The 17,952-nt window shown below is 59.4% G+C and carries 13 protein-coding genes; 10 read left to right on the top strand and 3 right to left on the bottom strand.

From position 1 onward, the window contains the following. Positions 1–133: 133 nt before the first annotated feature. Positions 134–1,528: a PhoH family protein gene (locus tag ACRESJ_RS30600; protein WP_431761238.1), complete on the bottom strand. Its 1,395-nt coding sequence runs from the start codon at positions 1,526–1,528 to the stop codon at positions 134–136. 347 nt (positions 1,529–1,875) lie between these two features. Beyond that, positions 1,876–3,009: a polysaccharide deacetylase family protein gene (locus ACRESJ_RS30595; RefSeq protein WP_431761237.1), complete on the bottom strand. Its 1,134-nt coding sequence runs from the start codon at positions 3,007–3,009 to the stop codon at positions 1,876–1,878. Positions 3,010–3,285: 276 nt separating this feature from the next. Here ACRESJ_RS30595 and yaaA point away from each other — a divergent pair, with 276 nt between their 5' ends. Then, the gene (yaaA, locus tag ACRESJ_RS30590) at positions 3,286–4,065 is read left to right on the top strand and encodes a peroxide stress protein YaaA (protein ID WP_431761236.1); all 780 of its coding nucleotides are present in this window, start codon (positions 3,286–3,288) and stop codon (positions 4,063–4,065) included. Positions 4,066–4,202: 137 nt separating this feature from the next. Here the strand turns inward: yaaA and ACRESJ_RS30585 are convergent, their stop codons facing one another. Further along, the gene (locus tag ACRESJ_RS30585) at positions 4,203–4,403 is read right to left on the bottom strand and encodes a hypothetical protein (RefSeq protein WP_431761235.1); all 201 of its coding nucleotides are present in this window, start codon (positions 4,401–4,403) and stop codon (positions 4,203–4,205) included. 486 nt (positions 4,404–4,889) lie between these two features. Here ACRESJ_RS30585 and ACRESJ_RS30580 point away from each other — a divergent pair, with 486 nt between their 5' ends. From ACRESJ_RS30580 to ACRESJ_RS30540, 9 genes are all read left to right on the top strand, one after another. Then, positions 4,890–6,206, top strand: coding sequence for a nucleotide sugar dehydrogenase (locus ACRESJ_RS30580; RefSeq protein ID WP_431761234.1), 1,317 nt, complete (start codon positions 4,890–4,892; stop codon positions 6,204–6,206). 210 nt (positions 6,207–6,416) lie between these two features. Next, positions 6,417–7,898 carry a mannuronan synthase gene (gene alg8 / locus ACRESJ_RS30575; RefSeq protein ID WP_431761233.1) on the top strand — a complete coding sequence of 494 codons (1,482 nt, stop codon included), beginning with the start codon at positions 6,417–6,419 and terminating at the stop codon, positions 7,896–7,898. Between the two features lie 36 nt (positions 7,899–7,934). Then, complete coding sequence (locus tag ACRESJ_RS30570; protein ID WP_431761232.1) at positions 7,935–9,104, top strand: PilZ domain-containing protein; 1,170 nt, start codon at positions 7,935–7,937, stop codon at positions 9,102–9,104. A gap of 9 nt (positions 9,105–9,113) precedes the next feature. Beyond that, positions 9,114–10,619: an alginate biosynthesis TPR repeat lipoprotein AlgK gene (gene algK / locus ACRESJ_RS30565; protein ID WP_431761231.1), complete on the top strand. Its 1,506-nt coding sequence runs from the start codon at positions 9,114–9,116 to the stop codon at positions 10,617–10,619. After that, positions 10,616–12,100, top strand: a complete 1,485-nt coding sequence (locus ACRESJ_RS30560) for an alginate export family protein (protein ID WP_431761230.1) — start codon at positions 10,616–10,618, stop codon at positions 12,098–12,100. The genes algK and ACRESJ_RS30560 overlap by 4 nt, the downstream gene beginning before the upstream one ends. Positions 12,101–12,126: 26 nt before the next feature. After that, entirely contained in the window at positions 12,127–13,731 is a 1,605-nt protein-coding gene (gene algG, locus ACRESJ_RS30555) for a mannuronan 5-epimerase AlgG (RefSeq protein WP_431761229.1), read from the top strand. 10 nt (positions 13,732–13,741) lie between these two features. After that, positions 13,742–15,190: an alginate O-acetyltransferase gene (locus ACRESJ_RS30550; RefSeq protein ID WP_431761228.1), complete on the top strand. Its 1,449-nt coding sequence runs from the start codon at positions 13,742–13,744 to the stop codon at positions 15,188–15,190. Positions 15,191–15,198: 8 nt separating this feature from the next. After that, complete coding sequence (locus ACRESJ_RS30545; RefSeq protein WP_431761227.1) at positions 15,199–16,323, top strand: mannuronate-specific alginate lyase; 1,125 nt, start codon at positions 15,199–15,201, stop codon at positions 16,321–16,323. A gap of 213 nt (positions 16,324–16,536) precedes the next feature. Then, positions 16,537–17,952 (top strand): MBOAT family O-acyltransferase (locus tag ACRESJ_RS30540; protein WP_431761226.1); only part of this gene is annotated, 1,416 nt, incomplete at its 3' end.

Genomic DNA, 17,952 nt, shown 5'->3' with positions numbered 1-17,952 from the left:
ATCTTTTGATCTTGCTTTAAAAATCAAAGTCAAAAGATCGCAGCCTGCGGCAGCTCCTACAGGGAAAGCGGGGAATTGTGTTGGGCACAAAAAAACCGGGCGGCTTTTGGGTCGCCCGGTTTTGGTCAAACGGTTACAGATGCGATTCGGCGTATTCGGCCAGGATCGAACGTGGTACCCCTTGCAGGGTGATGTGCACCCCGTTCGGGAAGTCTTTGAAGCGTTCAGTGAGGTAGGTCAGCCCGGAGCTGGTCGCGGACAGGTAAGGGGTGTCGATCTGTGCCAGGTTGCCCAGGCACACCACTTTGGAACCGGCGCCCGCACGGGTGATGATGGTTTTCATCTGGTGCGGTGTGAGGTTCTGACATTCATCGATCAGGATCAGACTTTGCTGGAAGCTGCGGCCCCGAATGTAGTTGAGGGATTTGAACTGCAACGGCACTTTGCTGAGGATGTAGTCGACGCTGCCATGGGTGCTTTCGTCATCCATGTGCAAGGCTTCGAGGTTGTCGGTGATGGCGCCCAGCCAAGGCTCCATTTTTTCCGCTTCGGTGCCGGGCAAAAAGCCGATCTCCTGGTCCAGGCCCTGCACGCTACGGGTGGCAATGATCCGGCGATAGCGCTTGCTGACCATGGTCTGCTCGATCGCAGCCGCCAGCGCCAGAATGGTTTTACCGGAGCCGGCCGCACCGGAAAGGTTGACCAGATGGATATCCGGATCCAGCAAGGCGAACAGCGCCAGGCTCTGATAGATGTCACGGGGTTTCAGGCCCCAGGCTTCCTGGTGCAGCAGTGGTTCCTGGTGCAGGTCCAGGATCAGCAGTTGGTCGTTCTCGATCTCCTTGATCCAGCCGACGAACCCCTGCTCATCGATGATGAACTCATTGATATGCACCGCTGGCAGGTTGTCGATCAGTTTCACCTGATGCCAGGTGCGACCGTGCCCCTGACGGGTTTCGACCTTGCTCACGAGGTCCCAGAAGGAGCCCTTCATCTCGTGATAACCATTGGGCAGCAGCGATACGTCGTCGACCAGTTGGTCGGTGCTGTAGTCCTCGGACTCGATCCCGCAAGCCCGGGCCTTGAGGCGCATGTTGATGTCTTTGGTGACCAGCACCACCGACTTCTCCGGATGCCGTGCGTGCAGGTCGATCAACTGGTTGATGATGATGTTGTCGTTCAGATGCTCGGGCAGAATGATGTTCGGCTCGGCGCGCTTGCTCATCAGAATTGACAGTAAGCCTTTCGGCCCACTTTTGCCGCGCTGGATCGGCACGCCCAACTCGACGTCCTCGGGAGAGGCATCGCCCAGGGTCTTGTCGATCAGTCGGATGGCCTGACGGCATTCTGCAGCAACGCTGTGATGCCCACTCTTGAGCTTATCCAGCTCTTCAAGCACGGTCATCGGGATCGCGACGTGGTGTTCTTCGAAATTAAGCAGCGCGTTTGGATCGTGAATCAATACGTTGGTATCGAGTACATAAAGGATTGGCTGGTTGGAAGAAGAGCTACGTCCGTGATCATCCATACTCGGTCACCTTTGTGGGAGCCATTCGACGCAATACCTAGACGGTGCTGCGCCTCGAAGTGACTGCCGAATTCACCTGCGAGGGATCAAGTGAACTGCACACAAGTAGGGTCTTGGAAGACGCCACCTGTGCTGCAGGTTTCGGCGGTCTGTCTTCGTAATACTCCAAAACACATGACAGGAAAAAGTACTTTGACGCTTTTTTGAAGTTTATTTTTCAGAGTGACGAAAAGCGCTTGGCGGACTGCCATCACCCGTTTACAGTCGGAGATCAACCTGCAACGAATTCCCTCCAAAAATCACCTTTCGCCCAATGTTTATGGGCTTTGCGCTGTTTTCAGCGTCCATCACCGCTTTTCATCGAAACCGTCCTGACAGTCTTCCCAACCAATGCCGCTTTGCGACGTTTGCGTCATCAGCCAGGGCAGCGCCGTTTTCACCCCGTCCTGCTTCACATTGAAATTGATCACGCCATGACGCCACAACAGCATCAGGGTCAGCACCCGCTGCGCGCTCTGGTTGGCCTTGAGCTTGCCTGCGCCGTCCTGCGCATCGATATCCCACAGCGCCACCTGCAAGCCCTGAGCCTTGAAGAAACCTTCGGCATCGGAACGACGTTGGCCATCGGGCGGACGAAACAGGGGGACGTAGTTTTCCGGCAGTTTGCTTTTGACCAGCTCGACGCTGCGTCGCACCGAATCCTGCCAGTCCTGCCAGTGGCTGTGGGAACGAAACTCCCAGCCTTGCACACCTACGCACTGGGTTGAATAGGTCGTCTGCAGGCTGGACACCGAACGCTCCGCCAACCGGGCCTGAATGTCCTTGCCGAGCACGAAGAACGTGCCGCTCACGTTCGCCTTGCGCAGGTACTCGCTGACCCAATCCGTGTTGTCCGGCACAGCATTCGCGGCGCTGTCGAACGTCAGCAGAAAAAGCCGGTCATGCATGGCCTCGCCATTGCGCTCATAGTCACCAAAACGATCGACTTCGCTGCTGGTCTGCGGGAACAGCGCAGCCTTGCGCAATTGCTCGTCCAGGTACTGGGTATGGAACAGTCGGCTCGGCTCGGCCCATTTGATGTAGTAGCTGTCTTCGCTGATCTGGAACTTGCCGGCTTGCTCACGCAGGGTGGCCATGTCCTCGACGAGAAAACAGAAAGAGGCGTCCTGATCACAACTCTGCTGGGCGAAGTTGTAGTTGATCAGCAGCCGTTGCCACATGCGTTGGCGAACGCGGTTGACCGACTCCAGGTTAATCGTCCGCAAGCCCAACCGCTGGGCCAGGCCGGTTTCATCGAGCGACTCGCTGGCCAACAGCAAGCGGGAGAACATGAGGATTTCGGCCCTGGAGGCGACATCGAACAGGGTCGGGTTGCCGAGCTGTTCCGGCCAGGTGCTGCGATCAAGCGTCGCCACATCGCCCGGTGCCGCCATGGCACCCAAGCTCAGGAGCCAGGCCGAGAAAAGAAAAACGATATGCAATGGGATGTCTCCATAACAAAACCCGCGCGGCACTATAGCTGATCGCAGTCCACCGAACTCTCCTGCCGACCGATCGTTCCCATGCTCCGCGTGGGAATGCATCCTGTGACGCTCTGCGTCACGCTTGCGAAGGGACGCGGAGCGTCCCGGGCGGCGTTCCCACGCGGAGCGTGGGAACGATCAACGTATCCACCGCCGATCACCTATCAAACCCATAGCTGGAGTCAACAGGAACAACCCCCTAGAATCGCCGCCACGATTAAAGGAGACGACTTCATGCTGATGGTGATTTCACCCGCCAAGACCCTCGATTACGAAACACCGCCGGCGACGCAGCGCTTTACCCAGCCGCAGTACCTCGACCACTCGCAGGAATTGATCCTGCAGTTGCGCGACCTGACGCCGGCGCAGATCAGCGAGTTGATGCACGTCTCCGACAAGATTGGCGGGCTCAACGCCGCCCGGTTCGGCAGCTGGACACCCGCCTTCACCCCGGAAAACGCCAAGCAGGCACTGCTGGCGTTCAAGGGCGACGTGTACACCGGCCTGAATGCGCAAACCTTCAGCGAAGCCGATTTCGACTATGCCCAGCAACACCTGCGCATGCTTTCCGGCCTTTATGGCCTGCTGCGCCCGCTGGACTTGATGCAGCCTTATCGCCTGGAAATGGGCACCAAGCTGGCCAATGCCCGTGGCAAGGACCTGTATGCCTTCTGGGGTACGCGCATCAGCGAATGGCTGAACGAAGCCCTGGCGGATCAAGGTGATGACGTGCTGCTAAACCTCGCGTCCAACGAGTACTTCTCGGCGGTCAAGCGCACTGCCCTGAACGCGCGCATCATCAATACCGAGTTCAAGGACCTGAAGAACGGTCAGTACAAGATCATCAGTTTCTACGCAAAAAAGGCCCGGGGCATGATGAGCCGCTTCGTCATCGAAGAACGCATCAACGACCCGGCAGCCCTCAAAGAGTTTGATGTTCAGGGCTATCGCTACAGCGCCGAGCAGTCAAAACCGGACAGCCTGGTGTTCCTGCGCGATCACGCACCAGAGTGAAACAAACGGGCGGCGCATAAGGGGGAAAAAACCCTCATGCGCTGCCATTGATCGTCCGACAATCTCCCCTCCAGATCGCCACTCCATTGGCGTCAAAAAACCATCGCTCAATTTTCTGACTTTAGTTTCACTCGACTTCAATCATTTTTTTGCGTAGTGGCACTGACTTTTTTTAACAGTGGTGGCACAAAACTATCCCCTCCGATAATCCGCCTATATATAAAGGGCGAAACGGCAAGTGCTATCAATATGAAAGCAGTGCCATCTTTTTCAATATTTCTAAAAATTTCAGATTCAGCGATGGGTGGGCTGGAACTATGTCCAAATGCGCCGTTCATACCACCGGTAACGATTATCGCCGTGTTTGTGCGACATAACTTACGCAAAGCAGCGATTCATGTAGCAAAGTTGCAAGGCGAACTTTCATCATGAAACCCCTGATTTGGACAACATCGAAGGGACAGGAGATAACGCATTGTGACTATCCCCTACAAGGCCAAGGTAGCGCCCCTATAAACGTGCTCACCCGAGCACTCAACCGCTTGACTTACGGGCCTTCTGCCTGGCATTGAGCGCGCAGAACCATTGCACGAGCATCCTCTGGACAGAGGACTGGCTGCATAACAGGGCAAGTCATAACAATAAGGCCTAGTTGCGCACACTTTGAGTGCCCTTATTTAGTCACTCGGAACTTATATGCCAGCACACGGTATTGCCGCGCCTGTAAGCCGTACTTCCGAGTGCATATAGACAGCTGAACACCCTTAACTCCGGCCATCTAATGGCTTGATAAACACAAGCTTGAGAATGAAGAGGTAATTGCGATGCGCATCAGCATATTTGGTTTGGGTTACGTTGGCGCAGTCTGTGCCGGTTGCCTGTCTGCACGGGGCCATGACGTCGTTGGCGTCGATGTTGCCAAAGACAAGATCGATATGATCAATGCCGGCAAATCGCCGATCGTTGAACCGGGCCTGGGTGAGCTGCTGGCACAAGGTATCCAGACGGGCCGCCTGCGCGGTACGACCAACTTCGCCGAGGCGATTCGCGACACCGATCTGTCGATGATCTGCGTCGGCACGCCGAGCAAGAAGAACGGCGACCTGGAACTGACCTACATCGAAGCCGTGTGCCGCGAGATCGGTTTTGTCCTGCGTGACAAATCCACCCGCCACACCATCGTAGTGCGCAGCACCGTGTTGCCGGGCACTGTGGCCAACGTGGTGATCCCGATTCTCGAAGATTGCTCCGGCAAGAAGGCCGGTGTCGATTTCGGTGTTGCCGTGAACCCTGAGTTCCTGCGCGAAAGCACCGCCATCGCCGACTACGATCTGCCGCCAATGACCGTCATCGGTGAGTTCGACAAGGCGTCGGGCGACGTTCTGCAATCGCTGTACGAAGAACTCGACGCGCCGATCATCCGCAAGGACATCGCCGTCGCCGAGATGATCAAGTACACCTGCAACGTGTGGCACGCCGCCAAGGTGACCTTCGCCAACGAGATCGGCAACATCGCCAAGGCTGTCGGCGTCGATGGTCGTGAAGTGATGGATGTGGTTTGCCAGGACAAGACCCTGAACCTGTCCCAGTACTACATGCGTCCAGGTTTCGCCTTCGGCGGTTCCTGCCTGCCAAAGGACGTGCGTGCCCTGACCTACCGCGCCAGCTCGCTGGACGTGGAAGCACCGCTGCTCAACTCGCTGATGCGCAGTAACGAGTCCCAGGTGCAGAACGCCTTCGACATCGTATCCAGCCATGACAAACGCAAAGTCGCCCTGCTGGGTCTGAGCTTCAAGGCCGGCACCGACGATCTGCGCGAGAGCCCACTGGTTGACCTGGCGGAAATGCTGATCGGCAAGGGCTACGACCTGAGCATCTACGACAGCAACGTCGAATACGCCCGTGTCCATGGCGCGAACAAGGACTACATCGAGTCGAAAATCCCCCACGTCTCGTCCTTGCTCAATGCCGACTTCGACGCAGTGATCAACAACTCCGACGTGATCATCCTCGGCAACCGTGACGAGAAATTCCGCGCCCTGGTGCAGGAAGTTCCTCACGGCAAGCAGGTGATCGACCTGGTCGGCTTCATGTCCAAGGCCACCTGCGCAACGGCCCGCACTGAAGGGATCTGCTGGTAACAGAACTGCATGAGCCGTGTAGGAGCTGTGTAGGAGCTGTCGAGTGAAACGAGGCTGCGATCTTTACCGGGTCACTTGAGTCCAGAGTGAACCCTCAAAAGATCGCAGCCTACGGCAGCTCCTACAAAGATCAAAAGATCGCAGCCTTCGGCAGCTCCTACAGGTTTTTCGTAAGCCTGCCTTAACCCGAGATCTAGACGGATGCAGATTATGCACAGGCTAAAGCACGGCCTTCTCCAGGCCGCCGGTTGGCTGTTTTATCTAAGTTTACTGATGGGCATCGCCATGGCGCTGCCTGTGTCCACGTTCGACTCCGAATCGAAGGACTTCATTTTCCTGATCGGTATCGTCGGTATCTGGCGCTACTCGATGGGCGCCACGCACTTTGTGCGCGGCATGCTGTTTCTGTACGTGGTCTACCCGCACCTGCGGCGCAAAGTGCGCAAGCTGGGTAAAGCGGCGGACCCGTCCCATGTATTCCTGATGGTCACCAGTTTCCGGATCGATGCGCTGACTACCGCGCAGGTCTACCAATCGGTGATCCGCGAGGCCATCGACTGCGAACTGCCGACCACCGTGGTCTGCTCCATCGTGGAAATGTCCGATGAGCTGCTGGTGAAAAGCCTGTGGAAGCGGATGAATCCGCCGAGCCGCGTGAAGCTCGACTTCGTGCGCATTCCCGGCACCGGCAAGCGCGACGGCCTGGCCTACGGCTTCCGCGCCATCTCCCGCCACCTGCCGGATGACCGCGCCGTGGTTGCAGTGATCGATGGCGACACCGTGCTCGGTGAAGGCGTAGTGCGCAAGACCGTGCCGTGGTTCCAGATGTTCGGCAATGTCGGCGGCCTGACCACCAACGAATTCTGCGAAGTGCGCGGCGGCTACATCATGAGCGAATGGCACAAGCTGCGTTTCGCACAGCGCCACATCAACATGTGCTCGATGGCCCTGTCCAAGCGCGTGCTGACCATGACCGGACGCATGTCGGTGTTCCGCGCCTCCGTGGTCACCAACCCGGAATTCATCGCCGACGTGGAAAGCGACTCGCTGCAACACTGGCGCCTGGGCCGCTTCAAATTTCTCACCGGCGACGACAAGTCCAGCTGGTTCAGCCTGATGCGCCTGGGCTACGACACCTTTTACGTGCCTGATGCTGCGATCAACACCGTCGAGCATCCACCGGAAAAGAGCTTCATCAAGGCCAGCCGCAAACTGATGTTCCGCTGGTACGGCAACAACCTGCGCCAGAACTCCCGCGCCCTGGGCCTGGGGGTCAAGCGCCTCGGAGCGTTCACTTCGGTGGTGCTGTTTGATCAACGCGTGTCGATGTGGACTTCCCTGCTGGGCCTGACCGTCGCACTGATCGCCAGCTTCAAGTACGGCACCGCGTTCATCCTGGTGTACCTGCTGTGGATCGGCATCACCCGCCTGATCCTGACCCTGTTGCTGTCCTGCTCCGGCCACCGGATCGGCCCGGCTTACCCGGCGATTCTCTATTACAACCAGATCGTCGGCGCGCTGGTGAAGATCTACGTGTTCTTCCGCCTCGACCAACAGTCCTGGACTCGCCAACCCACTTCTCTGTCCCGTGATCTCGCCAGCTTTCAACGTTGGTTCAACACCTGGTCGTCTCGGACCATGACCTTCTCCGCCGGCAGCATCTTTGTCGCCGTACTGCTGATGATGGTCTGACCGAACTCGCCTGAATTAACTAGGAAAACGCCCCTTATGAATACCGCCGTCAACGCCAACGTAGTGCACGAATCCGAAGCCCAGCGCCAACACGCCCGAGTGAAAATCCCGGCCAAACTGCGTTTCTTCGGCCCTGACCGCACGCCGGTCGAGGCACGGGTCATCGACCTGTCCGCCGGCGGCCTGGCATTCAACGCCGGTCAGTTGCCCCTGAAAGTGGGCGACGTGTACAAGGCCCGCCTGCAATTTGTGGTCGATAACCTTGGCCTGGCCATGGACGTCGAGTTCCAGGTCCGCTCCTTCGACCGCCAGACCAGCCGCGCCGGCTGCCAGTTCCAGAACCTGGAACCGCAGGACATCTCGACCCTGCGCCACCTGATCACCTCGCACCTGGCGGGGGACATCGTCAGCATCGGTGAAATGCTGGCAACCCTGCAGCGCGACAACTTCACCAAGGCGCGCAAGATGAAGGACGGCGGCCACGGCATGAGCGCCTTCGGGCGCATGAAAGCCGTGACCTTCAGCCTCGGCATTTTCGTCGTGGGCCTGGCGGCCTTCGGCTTCATTTTCAAGTCGGTGTACGGCATGTACTTCGTCAGCCACGCCCAGGCCGGTCTGGTCAGCGTGCCGGGCGTGAACATCACCATGCCGCGCGACGGCACCGTGCAGAGCCTGGTGAAATCCGACGGCGTTGCCGCCAAAGGCGCACCACTGGCGACGTTCAGCACCAGCATGCTTGATGTGCTCAAGGGGCATCTGGAAGGCGACCAGTTGGCCCCGGCCAAGGTTGAAGAGCTGTTCGGCAAGCAAATGACCGGCACCCTCACCTCGCCTTGCGATTGCACCGTGGCCCAACAAATGGTCGCCAACGGTCAGTACGCCAGCAAGGGCGATGTGATCTTCCAACTGGTGCCACGCAACACCGAGGCCAACGTTGAAGCGCGTTTCTCCTATCGCCAGTTCGGTGACGTTCTGCCAGGCACCGCGGTGCGCTTCCAGATTGCCGGTGAAGACAAGACCCGCACCGGCAAGATCGTCAGCAGCACCAGCCTGAAAAGCGCCGACCTGTCCTCCGACATCCGCGTGCTGATCCAGCCTGACGAAGCCCTGGACAGCTCCCTGGCCGGCCGCCCGGTGGAAGTGAACAGCGACCGTGGCCCGAACCTGACCTGGCTGATCGACAAAGCCATGGCTGCCGGTATTTAAGTCGAGGACATGCCTGTGACTTCTATCCTGAAAACACCACAGACCCTGTGGGAGCTGGCTTGCCAGCGATTGGATCAACTGGGTTTGCCTGATGCACCGCAGTGCCTGAATCGCCAGCAGGCTGGCTCCCACATGGGATTGATGGTGTGCTCGCTGGCTCTGGCCGTGAGCCTCGCCGGCTGCGCCGGCCTGCCCGACCAGCGCCTGGCCAACGAAGCGCTCAAGCGTGGTGATACCGCCACGGCCGCAGCGAACTACCAGCAACTGGCAGACCTGGGCTACAGCGAAGCCCAGGTCGGTCTGGCCGACATTCAAGTCGACAGCCGTGACCCGGCGCAGATGAAACAGGCCGAGGCGACTTACCGCGCCGCGGCCAGCGTTTCCTCCCGTGCCCAGGCACGTCTGGGCCGCTTGCTGGTGGCCAAACCCGGTTCCACCGAAGCCGAGCAGCACGAAGCCGAAACCCTGTTGAAAAAAGCCGCCGCCGCTGGCGAAGGCAACACCCTGATCCCGCTGGCGATGCTGTACCTGCAATACCCGCACAGCTTCCCCAATGTGAATGCACAACAGCAGATCAGCCAATGGCGCGCCGAAGGCAAGCCGGAAGCAGGTATGGCGCAAGTGCTGCTTTATCGCACCCAGGGCACCTACGACCAGCATCTGGATGACGTGGAAAAGATCTGCAAGGCAGCGATCAATACCACCGATATCTGCTACGTCGAACTGGCCACGGTCTACCAGAAAAAAGCCCAGCCTGAACAACAGGCCGAGCTGATCAAACAGATGCAGGCCGGTCACGCTCGCGGCACGGTTTCCGCACAACGGGTTGACAGCGTCGCCCGTGTATTGGCGGATGCGACCCTGGGCACCCCCGATGAGAAAACCGCGCAGTCGCTGCTCGAACCGATCGCGCCAGGCTATCCGGCGTCGTGGGTCACCCTCGCGCAGCTGCTCTACGACTTCCCTGAACTGGGCGATATCGACCAGATGATGAAGTACCTGGACAACGGCCGCGCCGCCGACCAACCGCGCGCCGAGTTGTTGCTGGGCAAGCTCTACTACGAAGGCAAAATGGTCCCGGCCGACGCCAAGGTCGCCGAGGAACATTTCCAGAAAGCCGTCGGCCGCGAAGTCGCCGCCGATTACTACCTCGGCCAGATCTATCGCCGTGGCTACCTGGGCAAGGTCTATCCGCAGAAGGCCCTCGATCACCTGCTGACCGCTGCGCGCAACGGCCAGAACAGCGCTGACTTCGCCATCGCCCAACTGTTTTCGCAAGGCAAGGGCACCAAGCCTGACCCGCTCAACGCTTACGTCTTCAGTCAACTTGCCAAGGCCCAGAACACCCCGCAAGCCACCGAGCTTGCGCAAACACTCGAAGCCCAACTGCCGCCTGCGCAGCTTGCCGAGGCTCAGCGTCTGTTGAAACAGGAACAGGCTGTGCGCGGCAACTTGAGCCAGAACACGCTGCAACTGCACGCCCTGCAAGAAGAAGACGGCGAGGAATCCCTATGAAATTGAATCCCTTCATGAAGGCCGGTATCGGCCTGACATTCGCACTGATCTGGTCTTGCCCGACACTCGCGGCGGCGACTGAAGATGCCAAGAACTATGGCCTGGACGTGAAAATCACCGGTCAGTCCGAAGACGACCGCGACCTCGGCACCCAGGGCGGCGGTGACGTCAACGGCCTTGGCCTGGACCTGCGTCCGTGGGTCTACGGCGAAAGCGGTGCGTGGAGCGCTTACGCCATGGGTCAGGCCGTGACCTCCACCGACATCATCGAGACCGACACCCTGCAACAGTCCGATGGCGCGGAAAACACCGACAACAATGATCGCCAGACCAAGAAAAACTATTTGGCCATGCGCGAATTCTGGGTGGGTTACAGCGGCTTCACGCCTTACCCGGGCGAGATCCTCAAGTTCGGTCGCCAGCGCCTGCGCAACGACGACGGCCAGTGGCGCGACACCAACATCGAAGCCCTGAACTGGACCTTCGACACCACCCTGCTGCGCGCCAACGCCGGTATCGCCGAACGCTTCAGCGAATACCGTACCGACTTGAAAGAACTGGCACCCGCAGACAAGGATCGCCTGCACGCCTACGCCGATGCCGCCTACCAGTGGACACCTGGCAACTGGGTTGGCGTTCGCGGTCATCACACCCATGACAACGGCAAACTCGACTACGCAGAACCCGGCGTCGCCCGTGATTCGCTGGACAAGAAACAGAACGGCGACATCAGCTGGCTGGGCCTTACAGCCGACAGCGACGCCTATAACTGGCGCAACACCAACACCGTCAATTACTGGGGCAGCATCACCGGCATGAGCGGCGACCGCGACACGGTCAACCCGCTGAACGCCGATGGCACCGCACCCGCGCAAGCCAAACACAGCGGCGACGTCGATGGCTGGGCTACTGACCTGGGTGTACGCCTGCGTCTCGATCCGCAGTGGCAAGTCGGTGCGGCCTATGCTCGCGCCAGTGCCGATTACGAACAGAACGGTCTGGAAAGCAACCGCTCGAACTACACCGGTACCCGCTCGCGGGTACACCGTTTCGGCGAAGCCTTCCGTGGCGAAATGAACAACATGCAGAGCGCGACGCTGTTCGGCTCCTGGATGCTCAACGACGAATACGACGCCAGCCTGATCTACCACAAGTTCTGGCGTGTCGACGGCAACAAGCCGGTGGGCAGCAACGGCATCGATGCCGTGCAGAACAACACTGACGACGTGACTGGCGCCGTGCTGTCCAGCACTTCGCTGCCGCTCAACGATGGCGAGAAAGACCTCGGTCAGGAAATGGACCTGGTGGTCACCAAGTACTTCAAGCAAGGCTTGTTGCCGGCTTCGATGAGCCAGGCGATCGACGAGCCTTCGGCGCTGGTGCGCTTGCGTGGCGGTGTGTTCAAGCCGGGTGATGCGTACGGCAAGGAAGTCGATTCGTACATGCACCGCGCGTTCATCGACGTGATCTGGCGCTTCTGATGCACATTGCGAAGGGAGTCTCCCAGATGAATCATCTAGCCCGCAAAGGCTCGATCAGCCTGTTGGCCAGCGCGATGCTGCTGGCCAGCGCGGCCGGCTTCGCCAATGTAGCGCAGGCCAATGTGGAGCCGGCAGCCTCTCAATCGGCTAAACCGGCCACCATGGCCAAGGAACTGCAGCAGGCCAAGACCTACACCGTCAGCAGCGCACCGACTGCGCCGCTGGAGCTGGCCACGCCGACACTGCCGGACGTGTCCGGCTACACCGCCGAGGCCATCGCCGCGAAAATCGTGCGCAGCAAACCGGGAAAGATCAGCGTGCGCCGGATGATGCAGGAAGACGCCCTGAAGGACTTCATCGGCGGCGACAACAAGATGGCCGAATGGGTGGTGCGTCAGCACGGCATCCCGCAAGCGATCTTCGTCGACGACGGCTACATGAACCTCAAGGACCTGGCCAAGAAGCTGCCCAAGCAGTACTTCAGCGAAACCTCGCCGGGTGTGTTCCTGGCGAAGTTGCCGATCGTGGTCGGTCAGCACGGCATCCTGGAAATCGACAAGCAGACCCAGGAATTGCGCCTGTCCCAGGAAGCCGGTTCGTTCCTGGTCAACGACGGCCAACTGTTCGTGCGTGATACCAAAATCACCGGCTGGCGCGAAAAGGAAAACGGCCCTGCCACCTTCCGTTCGCCGAAGGAATTCCGCCCGTTCCTGCTGGCCTGGGGCGGCACCCAGACTTACATCGCCAACAGCAAGATGGCCAGCTTCGGCTATGCCAACAGTAAGTCCTATGGTGTGAGTATTTCCCAGTACACGCCGAACATGGCCAAGGTGCTCAAGCGTCCCGAGCCGACCGGCTGGATCGTCGGCTCCGAGTTCTCGGACATGTGGTACGGCTTCTACTGCTATGAAACCAGTAACTTCGTGGTCAAGGGCAACACCTACAAAGACAACATCGTCTACGGCATTGACCCCCACGACCGTTCCCACGGCCTGATCATTGCCGACAACACGGTGTTTGGAACGAAGAAGAAGCACGGGATCATTATTTCCCGTGAGGTCAACGACAGCTTCATCTTCAACAACCGCACCTATGACAACAAGCTGTCGGGCATCGTGATCGACCGTAACAGCGTCAACAACCTGATTGCCCACAACGAGGTCTACCAGAACCACACCGACGGCATCACCCTCTACGAGAGTGCCGACAACCTGTTGTGGGGCAACCGTGTGCTGAGCAACAAGCGCCACGGCATCCGCATTCGTAACAGCGTGAACATTCGCCTCTACGAAAACGTCGCCATGGCCAACGGCCTGACCGGCGTCTACGGGCACATCAAGGACCTGAGCAACACCGACCGTGACATCAAGCTCGACCCGTTCGACGCCCAGGTGTCGCTGATCGTGGGCGGCGGTGAGCTGGCGGCCAACGGCAGCGGTCCGCTGTCCATCGACTCGCAGTTGAGCGTCGAGTTGTATCGCGTGTCCATGCTCGCACCGACCAAAACCAGCGGCATCAGCTTCACGGGGATCCTCGGCGAGCGCCAGGATGAAATTCTCGACCTGCTGGTGCGCCAGCAGAAAGCCGTGCTGATCGACCCTGTCGAACGCCAGACCGAAATGCGGGACTGAGGACAATCTTATGCACCCACACTTGATCAAATTACTCAGCCTGTCGGCCCTGACCGCCGGCATTCTCGCCGCCAGCGGCGGTGCTCGCGCCGATGAGGTCAAAGCGCCTAGCTTCACCGCAGAACCGTGCTGCAGCCTGTGCCCGGCCGCCCACGATGCGAAGAACTACACCACCCGTTATCAGCAGAACTTCACCACCCTGGTACAGGCCCAGGGCGACTGGCTGTTCCGGACCCAGGAAGACCTGCGCACCGAATTCGACACCACGCCCGCCGGCTACAAACGCATGAAACAACTGCACGATGCGTTCAAGAGCAAAGGTGTGGAACTGGTCATCGTGTACCAGCCGACCCGTGGCCTGGTGAACCGCAACAAGCTCAACCCGGCAGAGAAAGCCAGCTTCGATTTCGACAAGGCTCTGCAGAACTACAAGACCATGCTCGGTCGTTTCGCGCAGATGGGCTATGTCGTCCCGGACCTTTCGCCGCTGACCAACGAGTCGTTGCCCGACACCCTGCCCGCCCACGATTTCTACTTCCGTGGCGACCAGCACTGGACGCCATACGGAGCCCAGCGCACGGCGAAAATCGTCGCCGAGAAGGTCAAGCAGTTGCCTGAATTCGCCGACATCCCCAAGCGCGAATTCGAGACCAAAAAGTCGGGTCGCATGGGCAAGACCGGAACCCTGCACAACATGGCCGGTCAACTCTGTGGTACCAGCTACGCGATCCAGTACATGGACCAGTTCACCACCGAGCCGAAGGGTGAAGCGGGCGATGGCGATCTGTTCGGTGATTCCGGCAATCCGCAAATCACCCTCGTGGGTACCTCCCACAGCGGCAAGAACTACAACTTCGCCGGGTTCCTCGAAGAGGCCATCGGCGCCGACATCCTCAACGTGGCGTTCCCCGGCGGCGGCCTGGAAGGTTCGATGCTGCAGTACCTGGGCAGCGACGAGTTCCAGAAGAACCCGCCGAAGATTCTCATCTGGGAATTCTCGCCGCTGTACCGCCTCGACCAGGAAACCATCTACCGCCAGATGATGGCGTTGCTGGACAACGGTTGCGAAGGCAAGGATGCGCAGATGTCCGGCAGTGCCACGCTCAAACCGGGCAAAAACGAGTTGATGGTCAACAGCAAAAACATGGACCTGCGCAACGGTAGTCACCAGCTCGACATCCGCTTCGCCGACACTTCGGTGAAAACCCTGCAAGCCACCCTCTGGTACATGAACGGTCGCCACGAGGACATCAAGATCGAAAAACCGGAAACCTCCGAGACTGACGGGCGTTTCGCTTTCGAGTTGCGCACGGATGAAGACTGGGCCTCGCAGAACCTGCTGGCCGTTGAAGTCCAGGGCCCCGAAGCCGGTGCCGCGCCTCAGAAGGTCGAAGCGAAAATCTGCAAACGCAACGTATTCCCGGGCGCCGAGCAGCGTACTGCTTCGGTCGGGCAATGAGGTCTGCTATGCACTATCCGAAATTTTCAACACTGTTGGCACCGACGCTCCTGAGCCTGGCGATGTTCGCCGGGGCCACGCAAGCGGCTGCGCCACTGCGTCCACCCCAGGGCTATTTTGCGCCTGTGGATAAATTCAAGACGGGCGATAAAAGCGAAGGCTGCGATGCGATGCCGACGCCGTACACCGGCTCGTTGCAATTTCGCAGCAAGTACGAAGGTTCGGACAAGGCCCGCGCGACCCTGAACGTGCAGTCGGAAAAAGCCTTCCGCGAGAGCACCGCCGACATCACCAAGATCGAGCGCGGCACCAGCAAGCGCGTGATGCAGTTCATGCGTGACGGTCGCCCGGAACAGTTGGAGTGCACGCTCGACTGGTTGACCGCCTGGGCCCAGGCCGACGCGCTGATGTCCAAGGACTTCAACCACACCGGCAAGTCGATGCGCAAATGGGCATTGGGCAGCATGGCTTCGGCGTATATCCGCCTGAAGTTTTCCGACTCCCACCCGCTGGCCACCCATCAACAACAAGCGCAGTTGATCGAAGCCTGGTTCAGCAGGATGGCCGATCAGGTGGTCAGCGATTGGGACAACCTGCCGCTCGACATGACCAACAACCACTCGTACTGGGCGGCGTGGTCGGTGATGGCCACCTCCGTCGCCACCAACCGTCGCGACCTGTTCGACTGGGCGGTGAAGGAATACAAGGTCGGCGTCAATCAGGTCGATGCCGACGGCTACCTGCCCAACGAGCTCAAGCGTCAGCAGCGGGCCCTGGCTTACCACAACTACGCCCTGCCGCCGCTGGCGATGATCGCCAGTTTCGCCCAGGTCAACGGTGTGGATCTGCGCCAGGAAAACAACGCGGCGCTCAAACGCCTCGGTGACCGGGTGCTGTCCGGGGTGAAAGACCCGGACCAGTTCGAGAAAAAGAACGGCAAGGAACAGGACATGACCGACCTGAAAGAGGACATGAAATTCGCCTGGCTCGAACCGTTCTGCTCGCTCTACACCTGCACGCCCGAGGTGCTGGCGAAGAAACACCAGATGCAGCCGTTCAAGACCTTCCGCCTCGGCGGAGACCTGACCAAGGTCTACGACCCGGCGAATGAAAAAGGCAGCAAGGGTTCTTGAAGACAGACACAAAACCTGTGGGAGCGAGCTTGCTCGCGATAGCGGTCTGACATTCAACATCGATGTCGACTGACACTCCCTCATCGCGAGCAAGCTCGCTCCCACAGGGTCGTGTCGAAAGTGAGTTTTGTGAGTTAGCCCCCCGGGTTTTTCATGGGGGGTTTGGGGGGGCCGTTGGCCCTTGACTGTTGATTCAAACAAGGAGAGATCGGGATGGTTTTTTCGTCCAACGTGTTCCTGTTTTTGTTCTTGCCGATCTTTCTCGGCTTGTACTACCTGAGCGGGCAACGCTATCGCAATTTGCTGCTGCTGATTGCCAGCTACGTGCTCTACGCCTGGTGGCGTGTGGACTTCCTCGCGCTGTTCGCCGGCGTCACGCTGTGGAACTACTGGATCGGCCTGAAAGTCGGTGCCGCCGGGGTCAGGACCAAACCGGCGCAGCGCTGGCTGCTGCTCGGCGTGGCCGTCGATCTGTGCATTCTCGGCTACTTCAAGTACGCCAATTTCGGCGTCGACAGCATCAACGCGATGATGACGTCGGTGGGCCTGGAGCCCTTCATCCTGACCCACGTGCTGCTGCCGATCGGGATCTCGTTCTACGTCTTCGAGTCCATCAGCTACATCATCGACGTCTACCGTGGCGACACCCCGGCGACCCGCAACCTGATCGACTTCGCGGCGTTCGTGGCGATCTTCCCGCACTTGATTGCCGGCCCCGTGTTGCGTTTCCGCGACCTGGCCGACCAGTTCAACAACCGCACCCACACCCTCGACAAGTTCTCCGAGGGCTGCACGCGGTTCATGCAGGGTTTCATCAAGAAAGTCTTCATCGCCGACACCCTCGCGGTGGTGGCCGACCACTGCTTCGCCCTGCAAAACCCGACCACGGGCGATGCCTGGCTCGGCGCGCTGGCGTACACCGCGCAGCTGTATTTCGACTTCTCCGGTTATAGCGACATGGCCATCGGCCTGGGCCTGATGATGGGTTTCCGCTTCATGGAAAACTTCAAGCAGCCGTATGTCAGCCAGTCGATCACCGAGTTCTGGCGGCGCTGGCACATCAGCCTGTCGACCTGGCTGCGTGACTACCTGTACATCACGCTGGGCGGTAACCGTAAAGGCACGCTGATGACCTATCGCAACCTGTTCCTGACCATGCTGCTTGGTGGTCTGTGGCACGGCGCGAACATCACCTACATCGTCTGGGGTGCATGGCACGGCATGTGGCTGGCGATTGAAAAAGCCATCGGTCTGAACACCTCGCCGCGCAGCTTCAACCCGATCCGCTGGGCGCTGACCTTCCTGCTGGTGGTAATGGGCTGGGTGATCTTCCGCGCGGAAAACCTGCACGTCGCTGGGCGCATGTATGGCGCGATGTTCAGCTTCGGTGACTGGTCGCTGTCGGAACTCAACCAGGCCAGCCTCACCGGTCTGCAAGTGGCAACGCTGATCGTGGCCTACGTGACTTTGGCGTTCTTCGGCCTGCGCGACTTCTACACCAATCAGCCACCGGTCAAGACCAAGCCTGCCGTGAACGTCGACGCCGACGGCCCGGCCGCCGCTACACCGGGAACGATCAAGGCCGTGCCTGGGGATAACCCGGCGAGCATCCATCAGCCTGGCTACACC

Source organism: Pseudomonas sp. (assembly GCF_050739655.1).
Classification (GTDB): Bacteria; Pseudomonadota; Gammaproteobacteria; order Pseudomonadales; family Pseudomonadaceae; genus Aquipseudomonas.
This window is presented reverse-complemented; position numbering and strand designations above follow the sequence as displayed.

What these genes read in the sequence shown, in the direction of transcription:
- algK (WP_431761231.1), top strand. Translation starts at nt 9,114, where the DNA reads ATGCCTGTGACTTCTATCCTGAAAACACCACAGACCCTGTGGGAGCTG.
- ACRESJ_RS30550 (WP_431761228.1), top strand. Translation starts at nt 13,742, where the DNA reads ATGCACCCACACTTGATCAAATTACTCAGCCTGTCGGCCCTGACCGCC.
- ACRESJ_RS30585 (WP_431761235.1), bottom strand. Translation starts at nt 4,403, where the DNA reads ATGAACGGCGCATTTGGACATAGTTCCAGCCCACCCATCGCTGAATCT.
- ACRESJ_RS30580 (WP_431761234.1), top strand. Translation starts at nt 4,890, where the DNA reads ATGCGCATCAGCATATTTGGTTTGGGTTACGTTGGCGCAGTCTGTGCC.
- ACRESJ_RS30570 (WP_431761232.1), top strand. Translation starts at nt 7,935, where the DNA reads ATGAATACCGCCGTCAACGCCAACGTAGTGCACGAATCCGAAGCCCAG.
- ACRESJ_RS30560 (WP_431761230.1), top strand. Translation starts at nt 10,616, where the DNA reads ATGAAATTGAATCCCTTCATGAAGGCCGGTATCGGCCTGACATTCGCA.
- ACRESJ_RS30545 (WP_431761227.1), top strand. Translation starts at nt 15,199, where the DNA reads ATGCACTATCCGAAATTTTCAACACTGTTGGCACCGACGCTCCTGAGC.
- alg8 (WP_431761233.1), top strand. Translation starts at nt 6,417, where the DNA reads ATGCACAGGCTAAAGCACGGCCTTCTCCAGGCCGCCGGTTGGCTGTTT.
- algG (WP_431761229.1), top strand. Translation starts at nt 12,127, where the DNA reads ATGAATCATCTAGCCCGCAAAGGCTCGATCAGCCTGTTGGCCAGCGCG.
- ACRESJ_RS30600 (WP_431761238.1), bottom strand. Translation starts at nt 1,528, where the DNA reads ATGGATGATCACGGACGTAGCTCTTCTTCCAACCAGCCAATCCTTTAT.
- yaaA (WP_431761236.1), top strand. Translation starts at nt 3,286, where the DNA reads ATGCTGATGGTGATTTCACCCGCCAAGACCCTCGATTACGAAACACCG.